Origin of the sequence: Lactiplantibacillus sp. 30.2.29 (assembly GCF_018991255.1) — a bacterium.
Lineage (GTDB): Bacteria > Bacillota > Bacilli > Lactobacillales > Lactobacillaceae > Lactiplantibacillus > Lactiplantibacillus pentosus.
Window position 1 is genome coordinate 1 of sequence record NZ_JAGYGU010000025.1, and the last position, 16571, is coordinate 16571.

At 46.9% G+C, this 16571-nt stretch carries 15 protein-coding genes and 1 pseudogene; 7 read left to right on the top strand and 9 right to left on the bottom strand.

What is annotated here, in order from left to right; genetic code table 11:
• Positions 1 to 51: 51 nt before the first annotated feature.
• On the bottom strand, positions 52 to 840 hold the full coding sequence (gene pnuC, locus KGF65_RS12790; RefSeq protein WP_050337875.1) for a nicotinamide riboside transporter PnuC: 789 nt from the start codon (positions 838 to 840) through the stop codon (positions 52 to 54).
• Between the two features lie 361 nt (positions 841 to 1201).
• On the opposite strand from pnuC, the gene map reads away from it, so the two are divergent.
• Positions 1202 to 1993, top strand: coding sequence for a type I methionyl aminopeptidase (gene map, locus KGF65_RS12795; protein WP_101872694.1), 792 nt, complete (start codon positions 1202 to 1204; stop codon positions 1991 to 1993).
• Positions 1994 to 2093: 100 nt separating this feature from the next.
• Here the strand turns inward: map and KGF65_RS12800 are convergent, their stop codons facing one another.
• Positions 2094 to 3218: a hypothetical protein gene (locus tag KGF65_RS12800; RefSeq protein WP_105923950.1), complete on the bottom strand. Its 1125-nt coding sequence runs from the start codon at positions 3216 to 3218 to the stop codon at positions 2094 to 2096.
• Positions 3202 to 3804 (bottom strand): ATP-binding cassette domain-containing protein, encoded by a 603-nt coding sequence (locus KGF65_RS12805; protein ID WP_216748442.1) that lies wholly within the window; start codon positions 3802 to 3804, stop codon positions 3202 to 3204. The genes KGF65_RS12800 and KGF65_RS12805 overlap by 17 nt, the downstream gene beginning before the upstream one ends.
• A 534-nt stretch (positions 3805 to 4338) precedes the next feature.
• Here KGF65_RS12805 and KGF65_RS12810 point away from each other — a divergent pair.
• The 3 genes from KGF65_RS12810 to epsC are packed head-to-tail and all read left to right on the top strand — an operon-like array spanning position 4339 to position 6945.
• Positions 4339 to 5250, top strand: coding sequence for a PLP-dependent cysteine synthase family protein (locus tag KGF65_RS12810; RefSeq protein WP_050337877.1), 912 nt, complete (start codon positions 4339 to 4341; stop codon positions 5248 to 5250).
• 11 nt (positions 5251 to 5261) lie between these two features.
• On the top strand, positions 5262 to 6407 hold the full coding sequence (locus KGF65_RS12815; RefSeq protein WP_050337878.1) for a PLP-dependent aspartate aminotransferase family protein: 1146 nt from the start codon (positions 5262 to 5264) through the stop codon (positions 6405 to 6407).
• 4 nt (positions 6408 to 6411) lie between these two features.
• Positions 6412 to 6945, top strand: a complete 534-nt coding sequence (gene epsC, locus KGF65_RS12820; RefSeq protein WP_101872690.1) for a serine O-acetyltransferase EpsC — start codon at positions 6412 to 6414, stop codon at positions 6943 to 6945.
• Positions 6946 to 7314: 369 nt separating this feature from the next.
• Here epsC and KGF65_RS12825 read toward each other — a convergent pair.
• The 5 genes and pseudogenes from KGF65_RS12825 to KGF65_RS12845 all read right to left on the bottom strand — a co-directional run bounded on the left by KGF65_RS12825 (position 7315) and on the right by KGF65_RS12845 (position 12543).
• Positions 7315 to 8405 (bottom strand): annotated as a pseudogene (locus tag KGF65_RS12825) (DUF871 domain-containing protein).
• Entirely contained in the window at positions 8402 to 8659 is a 258-nt protein-coding gene (locus tag KGF65_RS12830; RefSeq protein ID WP_101872688.1) for a hypothetical protein, read from the bottom strand. Before KGF65_RS12830 ends, KGF65_RS12825 begins: the two are co-directional and overlap by 4 nt.
• A gap of 13 nt (positions 8660 to 8672) precedes the next feature.
• The gene (locus KGF65_RS12835) at positions 8673 to 9950 is read right to left on the bottom strand and encodes a PTS sugar transporter subunit IIC (protein WP_105922139.1); all 1278 of its coding nucleotides are present in this window, start codon (positions 9948 to 9950) and stop codon (positions 8673 to 8675) included.
• 482 nt (positions 9951 to 10432) lie between these two features.
• On the bottom strand, positions 10433 to 10981 hold the full coding sequence (locus KGF65_RS12840; RefSeq protein ID WP_050337883.1) for an NADPH-dependent FMN reductase: 549 nt from the start codon (positions 10979 to 10981) through the stop codon (positions 10433 to 10435).
• Positions 10982 to 11196: 215 nt separating this feature from the next.
• Positions 11197 to 12543, bottom strand: a complete 1347-nt coding sequence (locus KGF65_RS12845; protein ID WP_216748441.1) for a DUF2252 domain-containing protein — start codon at positions 12541 to 12543, stop codon at positions 11197 to 11199.
• 220 nt (positions 12544 to 12763) lie between these two features.
• Between KGF65_RS12845 and ndk the strand changes: the two genes are divergently transcribed.
• Both ndk and KGF65_RS12855 read left to right on the top strand, forming a co-directional pair.
• The gene (gene ndk, locus KGF65_RS12850) at positions 12764 to 13228 is read left to right on the top strand and encodes a nucleoside-diphosphate kinase (RefSeq protein WP_003637477.1); all 465 of its coding nucleotides are present in this window, start codon (positions 12764 to 12766) and stop codon (positions 13226 to 13228) included.
• A 230-nt stretch (positions 13229 to 13458) separates the two neighbouring features.
• Entirely contained in the window at positions 13459 to 13860 is a 402-nt protein-coding gene (locus KGF65_RS12855; RefSeq protein WP_050337885.1) for a hypothetical protein, read from the top strand.
• A gap of 1204 nt (positions 13861 to 15064) precedes the next feature.
• On the opposite strand, the gene KGF65_RS12860 is transcribed toward KGF65_RS12855, so the two are convergent.
• Positions 15065 to 15589 (bottom strand): hypothetical protein, encoded by a 525-nt coding sequence (locus tag KGF65_RS12860; protein ID WP_101872686.1) that lies wholly within the window; start codon positions 15587 to 15589, stop codon positions 15065 to 15067.
• A gap of 478 nt (positions 15590 to 16067) precedes the next feature.
• Between KGF65_RS12860 and KGF65_RS12865 the strand changes: the two genes are divergently transcribed.
• On the top strand, positions 16068 to 16400 hold the full coding sequence (locus tag KGF65_RS12865; protein ID WP_101872685.1) for a hypothetical protein: 333 nt from the start codon (positions 16068 to 16070) through the stop codon (positions 16398 to 16400).
• Positions 16401 to 16571 lie beyond the last annotated feature (171 nt).

A 16571-nucleotide genomic window follows, 5' to 3' on the forward strand; every position in this document is an offset into this window, starting at 1 on the left:
CGACGAAAAAAGCACGACCAGCCTAGCCAGTCATGCTTCACACTTACCTAATTAATGATTTAATTCGAACGCTTGATTATGAGTCGCGTCTACACTAGCAGCATCACTAGCCGCTTGTTCTTCGGCCATCAAACGAGCCCGTTCATGCTTGTTGTACCAAGGTGAGACCGTGAAGGCTAAGATATCGTTGATCAAATAAATTGAACTGTTGATAAACATCGCCAACGTTGCGGAACCTTGACGGAACGAAATGAACCAGAGTACCATCTGAGCTAGCCCTGAAGCAATCCACCAGAAGTACTGGTTGTTGTAACGGAGGAAGCAGATGACCCCTGCCGTCAAACAAATGGCGAAACTGATGGCATCGACCCACGGCCGCGGATCATCAGTCAACGCACCAATGAGGTAGCCAGAGATGGCGTAAACGACGAGGGTTGCAACAATTGCGACGACCCAAGTCTTACCGGTGAATTTCCGAATCTTGGACACCATGTTCACGTTCCAGTTAGCACTCAGTAACACTGGGATATCGAGCGTCACAACGTAGGCTAATTGTTCGCCGATACTTAAGTAGTTTTTGGCTGAAAAACCAACCACGATGAAGCAAGCTGCTGAAATAACACCCAATAATCCATTGACTGATTTGGCGGCGTTAATGGCTAACACGCAAAGAACACCCAAAGTTGTCCCAATAAATGTTAGAATAGACAATGCTGTGATTGGGGCACTGACCAAAGTCATCACTTGACATCCTAAGCTAAAATAGAATAAGTAGTAGTTCTGTTGTGGCCAACCCTTCAGTTGGTGTGATAAGAATTTAAAATAATTACTCAAAATCATGCTCCTCTTTCCGTTCATCATATGCGGTTGTAGGTGTCTAGTTGGCCAACCAGTCACGTCACACTACTACATGTAGTGTTTCCGTTCGAAACAACACAATATATTGTATCATTATCTCAGCCGATGAAAAGAGAAAAATTCCATTTTTATATTAGATTGTTCGCAACCAATCCGTTTCCGTCCCGCCAATTTGGCTTTTTTGGCGTGGCAATTTTTTTCGCTTTTTTTAGCGTTAAGTCACTGGAAACGCTATCATTAGCAAGTGCAGACAATGGCTTTTGTCGGACCACCTCGCTTGCAGTATACTGGAGGAGAACAATCTTTTAGCTTTACAATATAATTAATTTTTTGGAGGAACCTCATGATTACGCTTAAATCAGATCGTGAAATCCAAGGGATGCAAGCTGCCGGCGACATTATGGTGGGCTTGTTCCACGCCCTTGAAGATTACATCAAACCAGGTATCACGACTTGGGATGTCGATCACTTTGCTTACGAATACATCACCGCGCACGATGCGACCCCTGGTGAACTTAACTTTGAAGGCTACAAATACTCAACTTGTGTCAGCGTCAACGACATGATTTGCCACGGCTGCCCAAGTAAGGACATCTTAGTTAAGGACGGTGACTTACTAAAGGTCGATACGGTTATTAACTACCACGGTTACCTCAGTGACTCTTGCCACGCCTTCGTTGCCGGGACCCCTGCACCAGAAGTTAAGAAGTTAATGGAAGTGACCCACAAAGCGCTATACCTGGGTATCGACCAAGCCGTTGTTGGCAACCGCATCGGTGATATTGGTTGGGCAATTCAAAACTACGCTGAAAACGAAATGGGTTACGGTGTCGTTCGCGAATACATCGGCCACGGCATTGGACCGACGATGCACGAAAAGCCCGACGTCCCTCACTATGGCGAAGTAGGTCACGGCACCCGTTTGAAAGCCGGCATGACCATTACGATCGAACCCATGGTCAACATTGGCGACTGGCGCTCCGGCGAAACTGCTGATGATGGCTGGACCGTTCGGACGTTAGACGGCAGCTTGAGTTGCCAATACGAACACACCTTGGTTGTCACGGATGACGGTCCTAAGATCTTATCTTCATTCGATAACGACTTCGACGCTAAGTATTTATGGCATAAATAATCATCACTTTATTAGATAAGAACACCACCCAAAGCCATTTTGGGTGGTGTTCTTATCTAATAAACTTCATTTACCTGTTAAGTGATATTAGACAACATTTTTAAACAATGTTGCGTGACCTAATGATTCGTTCATATCCCAAGTTAAATAAAATCAAAATTATGATATAAAACAACAAAACAGAGAGGCCAAAACCAAATGTTAATTGTGCATTGTCTGTTGTATACGATAATTGTTGATTCACAATTTGATAACTATTAAAGTAAGTTCCTGGCAAAAATTGTAGAATCCCATTCATAAAAGAAAAATTAGACGGGGCAACTGCCTGCAATAAGGAAAGGCCTGTCGCAATTAGTAAAGTTAGATTTTGATTTCTAGTTACATTAGCAAGGAGCTGAATCAGGGCCATAGTAACTACAATTGATAATAATTGTAAAACGATAACTTTAATCAGTAAAACACCAATGCTAACTGTACTCACGATTTTGTCTGCTTCTAATACGACTGGATAATTAAATTCGCCAATGCCATGGGTTAGTGCGGCTATGCCAAATACAAGTATTACAATCATCAGATAAGCGAAAGCTGCACCAATAATAGCCGTAGTTAACCTATTGCCGTCTAAAAAGGCCAACGACCGAGGAATCAATTTGTCCATATTTCTTTGTCCTTGATACTTCTCAATAAACAGTGGTGAAAACATGAAAATTAGGAATAGCAAAATAATCTCTGGAAAATATATATTCAAAAAGTCTCCCAAGAAATTAAATCCCTGCACCCCCAAGTCTTGTGTGTTTGGAAATGCATTATGCTTTACAGAATAAGCCAAAGTAATATTTTCGAGTTGCATCGCTTTAGCAGAATCCTGATCACCAGAAAGTCGACTAGTCTTGATATCTTCGTTATTTATAATAATCTTGTTTTTTGCTGCTTTGCTCCAATTACCATGATTATAATTTTTTACAATTTCAAGCTCTGCATTCAATCGTTTACGGAGCGCTGCAGGAACTTTCTCTTGTCTGTTTATAAATTTTTGCTTTTGAGTTTGATTATTAGTTATATCACTAGCAACAATGCTAGCCATAGACAATTTATTCGAAGCGTGGTCCGTTGCGATAAAAATGCCTACTGTCCCAACTACCAAAATGACTAACGGAACTATAAAGCTTTTTCGAAAGGTTACAGACTTTGCGTTAAACAGTAAGAACTTATGCCATGCGTTCATGTAAGGTTCCCCCAGTCAAATCAACAACTATATCCGCTAAACGGCTCACATCGTCGGTCTGATGTGTGACAAACAATATGGTCCTTTGGGCTTTCTTAGCGATTCTCAATTGTTCAAGTAAAACATTCAAGTTCTCGTTGTCCAGTCCATTATTTAACTCATCCATCATCCACAACTGAGTATCTGAGACTAAATATAGGCCAAGCACAAACAGCTGCCGCATGCCCAGAGAGTATTCTGAAATTTTTTTATTAATAAAATCATTTATTTTTAGTGCTGTTATAATTTCAGTTAAGTCCGCCTTACTCTCCCAAAGGCTCCAATACAAGTTATAATAATCCATTCCTGTCATATGAGGGATAAATTGATAGTCGTGGGGAATATAGAAAAAATCATCTGATTTTAATCTAAAAGTTATATCGCCATTATATGGCACTAAGTTAGCTATCGTATTGAGCAAAGTTGTTTTCCCTGCCCCATTCCTTGCAGTAATCAGATAAAATAAATGATCTTCAAAGACGTAAGAAACATCTCTTAATATTTGTTGCTCGTGAAACGAGACCTGCACATTTTTCAAGGTAATCATCAAGATTCCTCCGCGCATTTTTGAGACGTCGTTTATCCAACCGCTAATTGAATGCCACATTTTTTAATGCTTTATCTCTCGCCAGTAAGTATCATTGTGACCAATATCGGTATTATCAAGACATCCGCCATATGAGCCCATAGCCCATGAATATCATTGGTCCCATCTAGCATAAACTCAACTTGAATCACGCTATTGTCAATCACATAATTATCTTACAATATAAAATGTATTATAGCACTGTAAAACTTGACAGCCACAAAATCAACTTGTATAGTTATCATCAACCAAACCAGAGGAGGATCAGACATGACTCAATTAACTAGCAATGCTTTGAATAACTGTTGTTGCCGAACCGCGCGCTTATTGCGATGTTCGGCCTGTTAAGCATTGACTTTTTGAGGAGTGTCATCCTAAAAATCAATGTCCAGCATGGCTGGATATTGAACTGGGCGCGACGAATTCATTTGAATTCTCGCGCCCTTTTTGTCGTTTTTGGCACCCCCGCCAACAAACCTACTGGGAGGAATTTTCATGCTCGTACACCATATCCAAGAACTAATCGGTCACACCCCATTAATTGAACTACCCATCGCCGTTCCTAACGACAGCCATATTTATGCCAAACTCGAGATGTTCAACCCGGGCGGCAGCATCAAAGATCGGTTGGGCGATTACTTGATTCAAGATGGCTTGCAAAGTGGCAAAATCAACGCCACGACCACCATCATTGAGCCCACAGCTGGCAATACCGGAATTGGGTTAGCCCTAGCTGCTCAACATCACCAACTCAAAACAATTCTAGTCGTTCCGGAAAAATTCAGTATGGAAAAACAGGTTTTGATGCAAGCACTCGGCGCCGAAATCGTCCACACGCCTAGTGAACAAGGGATTCAAGGCGCCATCAAGAAAGCAACTGAACTGGCTGTCAGCATTCCAAATAGTTACGTCCCGATGCAATTCAAGAATCCTGCTAATCCCGCGGCCTACTACCACAGTCTGGCGCCGGAGATTCTCGCTGATATGCCGCACCCGGTCACTGCCTTTGTCGCTGGTGCCGGTAGTGGTGGCACGTTCGCTGGCGTCGCGGCCTATCTTCAGGCACACGACGCTGCGACTCAGGCCGTGGTTGTTGAACCAGAGGGCTCGATTCTAAATGGTGGCCCCGCGCACGCTCACCGGACTGAAGGGATTGGTGTCGAATTCATTCCGCCATTCTTCGAGCAAGTCCGAATCGACCAGACGTTGACCATCGCGGACGACGATGCCTTTGCGGCCGTTCGCCAGTTAGCCCGCAAACACGGCTTATTCGTCGGTAGCTCGAGTGGTGCGGCGCTGGTTGCGAGCCTGAAATTAGCTGAAACTTTGCCACACAACAGCCATATCGTCACTATTTTCCCAGACAGCAGCGAACGCTATCTCAGTCAAAAAATTTATTCGAAATGAGGCCTTTTAAAATGAAATTTGAAACGCAATTAATCCATGGTGGTATCAGTGAAGACGCAACGACCGGCGCGACCTCCGTGCCAATCTACATGGCGTCGACCTTCCGTCAAACTAAGATTGGTCAAAATCAATACGAATACTCCCGGACGGGTAATCCGACCCGAGCAGCCGTCGAAGCACTGATTGCGACCCTGGAACACGGCACTGCCGGCTTCGCGTTTGCATCCGGTTCAGCGGCCATCAACACGGTCTTCTCCCTGTTTTCCGCTGGCGACCACATTATTGTGGGCAATGATGTCTACGGTGGGACTTTCCGGCTGATCGATGCCGTCTTAAAACACTTTGGCATGACATTTACCGCCGTCGACACCCGCGATTTAGCCGCAGTATCAGCCGCGATTACCCCGGATACCAAAGCGATTTATTTAGAAACACCGACTAATCCGCTGCTACACATCACGGACATTGCCGCCATCGCGACGCTTGCGCACCAGCACGGGTTACTCAGCATCATCGACAACACCTTTGCTTCGCCATACGTGCAAAAGCCCCTTGATTTGGGCGTCGACATCGTCTTGCACAGCGCATCCAAATATCTTGGCGGCCATAGCGATGTCATCGGCGGACTGGTAGTCACAAAGGATGCGGCATTGGGTGATAAGATTGGCTACCTCCAAAACGCCATCGGCAGTATCCTCGCGCCCCAAGAAAGTTGGTTACTCCAACGTGGCATGAAGACCTTGGCCCTACGTATGCAGGCACACCTGGCCAACGCCGAAAAAATCTTCGCGGCACTCAAAGCAAATCCCGCCGTGGCGAAGATTTACTACCCTGGCGACCCAGACAATCCCGATTATGAAATCGCGAAGAAACAAATGAATGGGTTTGGCGCCATGATTTCATTTGAACTCCAGCCCGGGATGAACCCTCAGACATTCGTGGAACACCTGCAAGTGATCACCTTAGCTGAAAGTCTTGGCGCCCTTGAAAGTTTGATTGAGATTCCGGCCCTGATGACTCACGGCGCAATTCCACGTCCAATTCGGCTACAAAATGGCATTCAAGACGAACTCATTCGGTTGTCCGTGGGCGTTGAAGCCATCGACGATTTATTAGCTGATTTAGACCGTGGATTTGCCAGCGTCGAAGCGGGGTAATGCGATGTGGCAGACAGCACGTGCAATTCTAAAACGCGACCCCGCGGCCACTAATCTCCGCACGGTCCTACTCACCTATCCCGGCTTACACGCGCTCGCTTGGCATCGCCTAGCCCACTACTGCGAGCGGCACCATTGGTCGTTACTGGCTGCCCTCATTAGCCAACACGCGGCGCATCGGACGGGTATTTTGATTCATCCGGCTGCTCAGATTGGCCAGCGCGTCTTCATTGATCACGGCATCGGTACCGTCATCGGGGCAACAGCCGTCATCGAAGACGATGTCACCCTACTGCACGGCGTGACGCTCGGCGCACGCCAGGCTGGGCAAACTGGGCAGCGTCATCCGCATATTGGGGCCGGTGCCTTCATCGGTGCCAACGCCCAAATCTTAGGTCCAATCTCGATTGGCGCCCACAGTAAGGTCGGTGCTGGCGCAATCGTCTTGACCAACGTCCCAGCTTACGCCACAGCAGTCGGTAATCCCGCTAGAATCATCAATGCACAACTCCACGCTTATCATCAGGCCGTACAGTGACAGCTAATTTTAGGAACTGACGAATTAGAACTGACGAATTAGAACTGACGAATTAGAACTGACGAATTAGAACTGACGAATTAGAACTGACGAATTAGAACTGACGAAAAGGCGATTCAGCTTATCCTGAATCGCCTTTTCGCGTACAATCTTCACGATACAAAACTACTCACCTGAGTCTCAGTACAAGTCCGTCCGGCAGCCCAATCTGAGGTTAACCTTCAGTCACTGGTCCGTGACGCTAACCGTGCAGCTGACAAGGCTCAACAGACCCGCAATACCCGTGCCGACCTGAATCTGGCATCCAGCAAACCGCTATGGTCCCGTAGCGAATCAAATCAGCCGCAGTTATCTGAATCAGCAACTCCCCTAGTCAGCGGCGACAAACGCAAATTTCGCCCAAGGGCCAACAGCGTCTAACAGAACGAGTTGGTCTGGCGCAATCGTCGCGACTAAGTTCTTGCGCTGATCTTGATGGGGTTGTAACACGATTTGAAGTTCATTTTGATACTTGCCAAATTGGTCGTTTCCGATGACGACATCACCGCGTTGAAACGTGTGCCGGTCCTCATTGACTGGATTGGCGTCATGATACCGTTTGCGGACCGCTGTCGACCGAATGGTTAGGTCATTAATATCCCCGCGCCGTTCATGCAAGTTATCCAGTAAAATCTGTCGTTCCACCGGATGGCTCGCCGCGGTGGGTGTACCGTAAACGTCAAGTGGTAGCGGTTCAGTCGTCCCAACTGTTGCAAGTCCGTCTGTGAAGCGTAGGCGTTCCCAATAATGGCACTGTCGATCAGTCCGGTCGAAAATAAATGCTGGACCTGCACTGCCAGTGGCCAGTCACGATGCATTTCTAAGGTCGGTAAGCCGTCATTGATGTCCCACGGTCCGATGGTCGCTCCCGGTGCTGTAACGAAAGCTGCTGTCTCAATGCCCGCACGTTTGAACCGCTGGGAACACGCAATGAAGAAATCAAGGGGCAGACCAGTTCCGCGCTGCGGATAAAAGTTATGGCAACCATAAAGAAACGGCTGATTCGCACCGTACGTCAAAATATTAGGTAAGTACTCGACGTCGTTACTCATGTTCAGCTCCAAATCGAGTCCTGGTGGGTTGTAAGACATCAAGGCTTCTTCATGCCCATCAAAGCCCGCATCTAGTCGCAGCGCGTCCGCTCCCAGTGACGCAAAATAACTCAAATCCTGATACGATACGCCTAGCTGGTCAAAGATATTGGGCGCGACATCGAGCGTCGTCTTGAAGCCGAGCTGGTGCGCGTGCTGAATCAGCCGTTGATATTTTTCCGTAACACGTGTTTTACCGTCTTGTACTTCCAGCATGCTAACGAACAAACGTGTAAAACCAGCCTGTGCGGCAATGTCTAAGTAAGCGCGATCCTGCTCAAAATCACTGTGGTCTGGATATAGCGAAATTCCTAAAGTCCGTTTCGTCATTCACGTTTCCCCCGTTCTAGCGCCTCAAAGGCTTGCAAGTAGCGATTCGCAATCACAGTAGCCAAGTAAATCGTCGTGACGACCGTTATCATCACTGGCAGGTGCCACCAAGCGACCAGCCCAACCACGACCAGTAGACTCGCTAATGCCCGCCAGACAATGTGCCGGTGTCGCAAGTAACCCGGAATCAACCCCCGATTGACCAGCCATTCGCTAACAATCAGTGGCGTAGCTAACATCAATAATCCCAACACGTGCATGAACCCCCTATTCTTTGCTCAATTGCTGTTTTTCAAACACTTTGAAGAATGGATAGTAGATGATTAGGTCAATCACAAAATTGACACAGGATAAAATCAGCGCCGGCACGCTCCAGTTAGTACTGACAAACGCGCCAAGCGGTCCCGGAACGGTAAATGGCAGTCGCGCCATCATCATCGGCACTACGCCGGTAATCGTTAAGACGTAGCTCAACGTACCCGTGATGAGTGGACCAACAATAAAAGGAATCCCTAAGATCGGGTTCATCACGATTGGCGCCCCAAATACAATCGGTTCATTAATATTGAATAGGCCGGGCAACAGGGATAGTTTGCCCAAGTCGCGCAGATAGGTCGATTTGGAGAAGATGAACAACACCACCAGGGCCAAGGTTCCCCCGGCACCCCCAATCCAAATGAACCACTGTAAAAATTGCTCGGTAAAAATCGTGGATAAGTTATGCGCGCTCGTCCCGCTCGTAAATTCACTCATATTTTGGGCAATCGACATTTCCCAAAACGGCCGAATGACCGGGTCCATGATTGCTGCCCCGTGAATCCCAAGGGTCCAAAAACCGGTAATCAGGAAAATCGTCAGTAAGCCACCAAATAAGCTATTACCGACTAACACCCCTTTTAAAGGCATCAATAGTGAACTTAAGAATGAAGAAATATTGAAATCAAAGACATAGCGAATGACCCAAAACAGTATCAAAATCACCGCGGCAGGCACCAGCGCGACAAACGAATTCGAGACTTCTGGTGGGACACCTTCTGGCATTTTGATCGTAATATTGCGGTTTTTCAAATAGCGAAAGATTTCGACGGTCAATAGGCCGGTAATAATTGACCCAAAGAGGGACGACGCGCTCAGGTTCGCAATGTTGATATAACGACCAGTACTGATGACATCGCTCACATTTTTGGTCACGTGCACTGGAACCGCTGTCGACACGAGGAAGGCGAGAATCGCCAAAATTCCGTTAGTTAACTTATCTAACTGATAACTTTCAGCTAGTGACGACGCAATCCCAAACGTTGCGTATAGTGCTAAAATCCCGACCGTATAGCGAAATGGCACGTCGAGAATTTCTGCATAGGGTGCTAAAAAATTAGCCACTGCTTCAATCGGCATATTGTTCAGAATGGTGAAGAACGACCCAACGATCGTTAGCGGTAGCGTGGAAATAATTCCTTTCCGAATCGCTGTCATATGGCGCTGGGTCCCCACTTTATTCGCCACTGGCAGTACTTTGGCATTCAGTAAATTGATAAAGTTATCCATATCGTTCCTATTAGCCAACTATGGTGAACGCAAAATGCGTCACGCTATTTTGCGTCAAGAAAGATTGCATCCTCTCTTTTAATCATTTATACCCATCAAGTTGATTGACGAAACCACTCCAACGGTCCTCACCGTGACACGGATTGCTCCCCTTCAATCCGCCACCATATCACTTTCTTATGGATTGTTTGGCATCCGCCCCGGCAACGTTGCGACCACGACATTGCAGAATTTACAGGACCTCCTTTTGTCACACATCATATCATGTGACCGTTACCGCGTAAAAGATAGTGAAGCCTAAATTGTACACCAGTCTGATGGGTCACTAAATCGACCAAAGATCCGGCGATCAGTCGCTTCTGCCATCATTGATGACGCCCCAAAAAAGCTCCCGATAATCAGCGATCGATTATCGGGAGCCTAATATTAGTCATTTTCTGTAATCAGCAGTGACCGTCTTTCAATGTTAAATCCGGCTTTAACTAGTCCACGAACTTAGCAGCAAATTCGCTAAATTGCTTCCCGGCACCAGCTAAGAACTTTTGAGTGCCTTCATTCGTGATTTGGCCGTTTTCATCCGCCAACTTGTCGGTGTTACCAATGTATAATTCCGGTTGTTGCATCGTTGGCATGTCTAAGAAGACTAAGGATTGACGCAAAACATGGTGTGCCAAAACGCCGGAGATGCCGGAAATTGATTGTGAAGCAACCAAGGCTGGCTTGCCACCCCAAACACTTTGACCCCATGGACGTGACGCAACATCCAACGCATTCTTCAATGCTGCGGGGATGCTACGGTTGTGTTCTGGTGTGACAAAGATGAAGGCGTCTTGAGCAGCCACGGCTTCACGGAATTCCGTGTATTCTGCAGGTGAATCTGCATCGTAGTCTTGGTTGTACAGTGGTAATTTAGCGATGTTGAGATAAGTTACTTCTGCATCAGCTGGTAAGCCAGCAACGATTGCATCCGCAACCCCTTTAGAATAAGAATTTTTACGAATAGAACCTACGATTACACCATATTTAGTCATTATCAAACAATCCTTTCAAAAGTAATTTCTTCATTTCACTTACTAATAGTAAGTATATCAAGTTGATTCAAAAGTGCAACCTTTTTCACCCATTAATTTTAACAGTCAGACCCATCATTCGTCACAAATGTTGATATATCAATATTTATCAGCATTAAAAAAAGCGGCCCACAACGGTCTGACCCGGTGAGTCGCACTAATCAACATGTTTGGCGTTATCCTTCTAAGAAATCTTGATAGTCATTATCGACCTGCGTCACGTAAGCGGCCGCCCATTTCGCCATGGCTTCATCAAATTTGGTCGAGTGACCAACGTAGCCGCGAATCATGGCTGCCGTCGGACTTTGGGCATGGGCTTTCGCCAGAATCATGGCACAAGTGTTGGCATAGGCCTGGAATTGGCCCCAATCCAACGTTGGAATGTCGATTGACTCCTTCATGTCCCGGAACTGACGCACATAGAAGCTCTTGTCTCCCACTTGGAAATAACCTAAAAACGCATCCGACGTCGCTTGCAAGATTCGCTGGGAGCTCACGATCCGTTGTCCTTCCGTCAATTCCATCGCTGCCGTCAATGCTGGCCGTGACCGACTACCGACTTGCCGCGTGGGCAGCGCTTCCTTGATTTGAAGGACCAAATGGCTGCCGTCCGTACTCGTCAATAAGACTAAGTAGCACAAGGAACCGAAGCTACCGACCCCGACACTATGCCGAATGATGTCCGTCACTTCGTATTGTGAGAGCAACAAGGCGACATCCGTTCGCACATTCAACAAATAATCCTGAATCCCCACTTTCAAATCATGGGTCGTCTGACGATCAACATGGACCGAGCGCGGCGCATTCTCCTTAAATTGGCGTTCACCACGGCTATTGGTCACGGTAAACTTCCGAACGACTTGCTCGGAATTCCGTTTTTGAGCCTTTTTGACCAGCCCCGCAATCAAGTCAGCGGTATCTTCTGGTGCCCCACCAAAATTCAGGACGGCTTGCACTTCATTGTCGCGATAAAAGCGGTCGAGCGTCGTCTGGTCAAACATCCGTTGAAGTGCGTCTCGGTAACTCGCACTTGCGGCTTGAACCAGCTTTTCAACTTTTTTGGGTTTAAAATTGGAATCGCGAGCCGCGAGAAAAATGCTCACGAGTAAGCGCCATAAATCCCATTCCCAGGGATGGACGCCAGCTTCATCGAAGTCATTCAGGTCAAAGACCAAGCGGCGTTCCGGTGAGGCGTAGAAGCCAAAATTACCGAGATGGGCATCGCCACAAACGACGGCCGGAATCTCGGTCGACGCCTGGTAGTCCAAGTCATAATCCATTAATTCCACGGACCCCCGAAAAAAGGCAAAGGCCGACGCCGACATGCGTTCACGCCGTAACGGCAGCAGTTCAGGAACTAGCATCTCACGCACGTGGCGGAGGTAGTCACCAGCGTTCCGTTTTACTGGAGTGAAAACACCTAATTGTTCAAATGACGTGACTTGGCGCCGGGCCTTCCCAAGCGCAATCAATTCGGCGACCGTGTGATGTTGCCGAATATGTGTTAAATCAAGTGGTGGCATGGTATCAAATCCTTTTAAAATTGTTTTAATTGTAAGTCGTCATTCGACGTCGCAATATGTTATTATTGCGGTGGTCGCGTCCTAATTATTAAACAGCTTATCTTAATTTACAAGCGATTTTCATCATAAAACGGTGATTCTAGTTGACGTGTTCCCTAAAGTCACCTACAATTTAAAGTATAAATGATACCGCTTTCAAAAAGCGAGGAGGTCACGTATTATGGCAAATTCTGAAAAAACACTAGTCCTAGTTAAACCCGATGGTGTCAGTGAAGGACACATCGGTGAGGTCATCACTCGGTTAGAACGTAAAGGTTATCAAATTGCCGCCTTGAAGGTGATTAAAGCGACTGCTGAACAACTCCAACAACATTACAGCGAAAAAGTCGGCAAACCATACTTTAAGGAAATCGAGACCTATATGATGGAAGGCCCAATGGTAGCCATTATTGTGAGTGGCTCCGGCGTCGTCAAAGCCGTCCACCGGCTTGCTGGGAGCACCCGGCCAGCTGAAGCGCAACCCGGCACCATTCGGGGTGACTACGCTCATGAATATCCAGATGGTATCTTGAGAAACATCATTCATACCTCAGATAGCCGTGAAAACGCCCATCACGAAATCGCCATTTGGTTCCCTGAACTGGCGGTTAAGGCGCGTAAAGCTGAAGCCAAAGTGAAGGCTTAACTCGCGCACCAATCAAGTTAGACTGATAAGATCAAAACCCGCGTCCAGCACCACTCGGACGCGGTTTTTTTGTTTGCTGATGGCGACCAACTGCCGCTACGTTAGTAAAGCTTCCGAAGCTAACCGGTAAAGTAACCCAACTAACCGTCCCAATCCGTCGAAATCTTCGCACTAATTGTTCGTACTGGTTATGATTAAACCAATCAACTAATTGGTTTGGGGGAATCATTATGAATTTAGTCGTTGGACCATACGTAAGGCGGCCACGTGCCACCAAGACAGCCACTATCAATACGAGTAAGTTTTCGATGTTCAACTCACTACGGCGCATCGACGAATGTCTGGCACTTATCAAACGAACCGGTACACCGGGCCTGACCGATTCCACTGCAACACTCGGATTGAATCTGACCCATTTGATGGGCTTAAATGTCATCGTGACTAGCAATCATCGGAGCTTCACAATTATTGTCCAGGGCCGGCAGAATACCTTTACTTTGACTGGCTGCATCATTGAAGACACCTTCCACAACATGGCACACCCGCTGCGGACGGATTACCTTATTTCATTGAACCGGCAACTCATCACTAATAGCGATGACTTGATTGAGCAATTGTATGACCACTATTAATCAGCACCACCTCATCAATTAGGGACAAGCAACCGCCGCTCAGCTCTTTCTGAGTCCGGCATGGCTTGTCCCTATTTTTGTGTGTAGCACTTTCAGAGTGCGAGGTTCAGACGGGTTGGGATTGAGGATTAGCCTAGCTAGAACGTTAAGCGGTGACTTTCTGCTTGGCGTTCTGGCGTAGCCAACCGGAAGTCCCAGTCTGACCGAACACGTTTCGGCAATACCACATCGGACGTGGAATATTAATATTTGAGAGGCGGACTGTCTACTTGACACTAAAGACGATTGAGGCATGCCAGTTTGGATTGTTATTCGTCAGCCGGTGCTCTCCTTATTCCGCCTTCCGGGGCCGGCTGACAACGCTGGAACAGGGCGGACATCGATTTGAACTCACGCAGAAGTTCGCTGCGTAATTTCAAATACGAGTCTTCTTCTAGCCCGGGAACCCCACCCGGACAAGAAGAACTTCGCCCTTGAGCATTGTCAGCCAGCCCCTCCAGTCGGGAAGCCGTTCGAATGGCGGATGAACGGCCACCTATCTGGGTACAATTGGACATTGAATTTTGAAAGACTGATCTTTCAGGCAAAGGCCTAATCAGTATCGATAATAATTTATGGTATTTAAATGCTAGGAAGATTATTCATCAACTTCAATAGCAACTAATCTCGAACCCAGTCAATAGAATTGCCTTTCGTTTAACGTGCAGCCTTTGCTATTTTAGGTGATTAGACAAAATCCATATAACGTTTCGGCAACGCTGCTGTTTCACCAACACAAGTCTGCCAACATGCAACTAGTGGGCCAAGTTTTACAGTTAGATGTCAGATAGCTGTTTACTTAAGTGTCAACGGCCAGCTCCTCAAAGGTTGGGTCCGCACATGTCCGCCTTTCGAATACCATCTCCGGCTGGAAGGCGTTTCTGACAATGCTCAGCGATGAAATTCCACTTAGCAAGCGTTTTTGGCTTGGTTAGTGGAAGACCAGTATTTAAGACGTGGTTTGTCGGCTTAAATCTGTGTCCATCGCGTTCCAGCGTTGTCAGAAATGCCTGGAAGCCGACATAGGACGACCCTATCACTGCAGATTTACGCTGACTCGAACCGTTTCCAGCGCTCCTAAGCTGGCCGCCTTTGAACTTAAGAACTATCATACTTTTAACTATGGTTCATAACAAATCAAATCGCCTAATGCACATTAGACCGTCTAAATAATGAGTTGTACGACCTTGAGTAGTGTCGTGCGGTGTTTTGGGCTTGCCTGCGTATTGACGCGCACTGCTTGGGATTTCGCTGGGCTTGATTCCATGGGGGTAATCATCACCGTATTATCCGCATTGTGGGCATAGGTCACGCGATTATTCATGTCTTGGTGGTCGTCGCTATAGACTTGAATCATCGGCTTATTGTAGACAGCGCTACGCGGGTTTTCGGGCTGGATACGTTGCCCGGCCGCAATCTGTCGAATATGTAATGGTATGTCTTCGTCAATGACCCGGGGGCCTTTCACATGCAACCAGACTTGGGCCGCTTCAACCTTGGTGGCAGAAAAGTCACTCAGTTGGCGTGGACGAACGATTTTAAGATGATTCGCTTCACGATGGCGTGACTGGCGCTGTTGACTGATGCGCTGGCCGCTGGCAACTTGCCGATTATATTGTACTTGTTCCCACACTAATGCGACCCCAAATAAGACGATTCCCAGGCGTAATGCCCATATTAATTTCTTCATGTTAACCCCTCTCGTCGCCGTTTTCATTCCTACTAACTTAGCATAGCTCAACGAATTATATGGGCCGCCTCACTGACCGTTTAATTATTAACAACGTCGCTCCCGTTAGCTCGCGGTTAAGCGACCACCCTCACGCTAAACTATTAACGATTCCTAACTTGACAGACTTTGAAAATTATCATGAAAATTAGTTTCTCAATCCCGACTTTCTTAATAGGATTACAAATGAATTGATGACTGTGTTACGCTGGTATTAGCGAGGTGTGTTCACTTGATTAGCCAGTCGTGTCGATTCGGTTATTGCCAGCGCGCAACCATCGTTTTTTAGCAATTGTGTCATTCAATCGAGCTGGTGAGCCGAATGCACCGGCATCTTACAAGTTACGTTAAGTCGTGTACCGACTCCGAATGCCCCCGACACAGCTACCGATTACCCACACCCCGCAAACGACAACGTTTAACCACGAGGAGGAACAAGATGACTACGTTCAAGAATCCCTTAATCTTCATGCCCTATCTACTCGCTATTCTAGGCATCCTATCGATGCTGATCAATCCAGTTGTGACCATCGTCATTTCAATTCTGATGTGGTTGGTTTCAATCATCATTCCGTGGCACCATCGCGAACAGCCGGTACTCAAATATCAATTAGCGCCAGTCTGCCTGGCTGCATTGTTGCTCGAACAGTGGGCCTTCTACCCAGTCGTTAGACCGCTGTGGCACACGCTGTTAATCGACCTTGCCATTCTGGGCGTCGGAAGTTTCGCCATCTGGATGCTGTACCAAACTCGCAATGATTCTAAACATTAAGTGGTACACCCCAGCTCAACTCATGCAGGCACGTGCCGAAGTTCAACTGAGCTAGCAGTCTGAACCTGAGCTGACTAACTAGGCCGTGTCCCAAATGACGTCCTAATGACGCTATTCACTAAATACCAGTATCGCTGGTCACTAAAAAATCGCCGTAAGCACTTAGCTTAC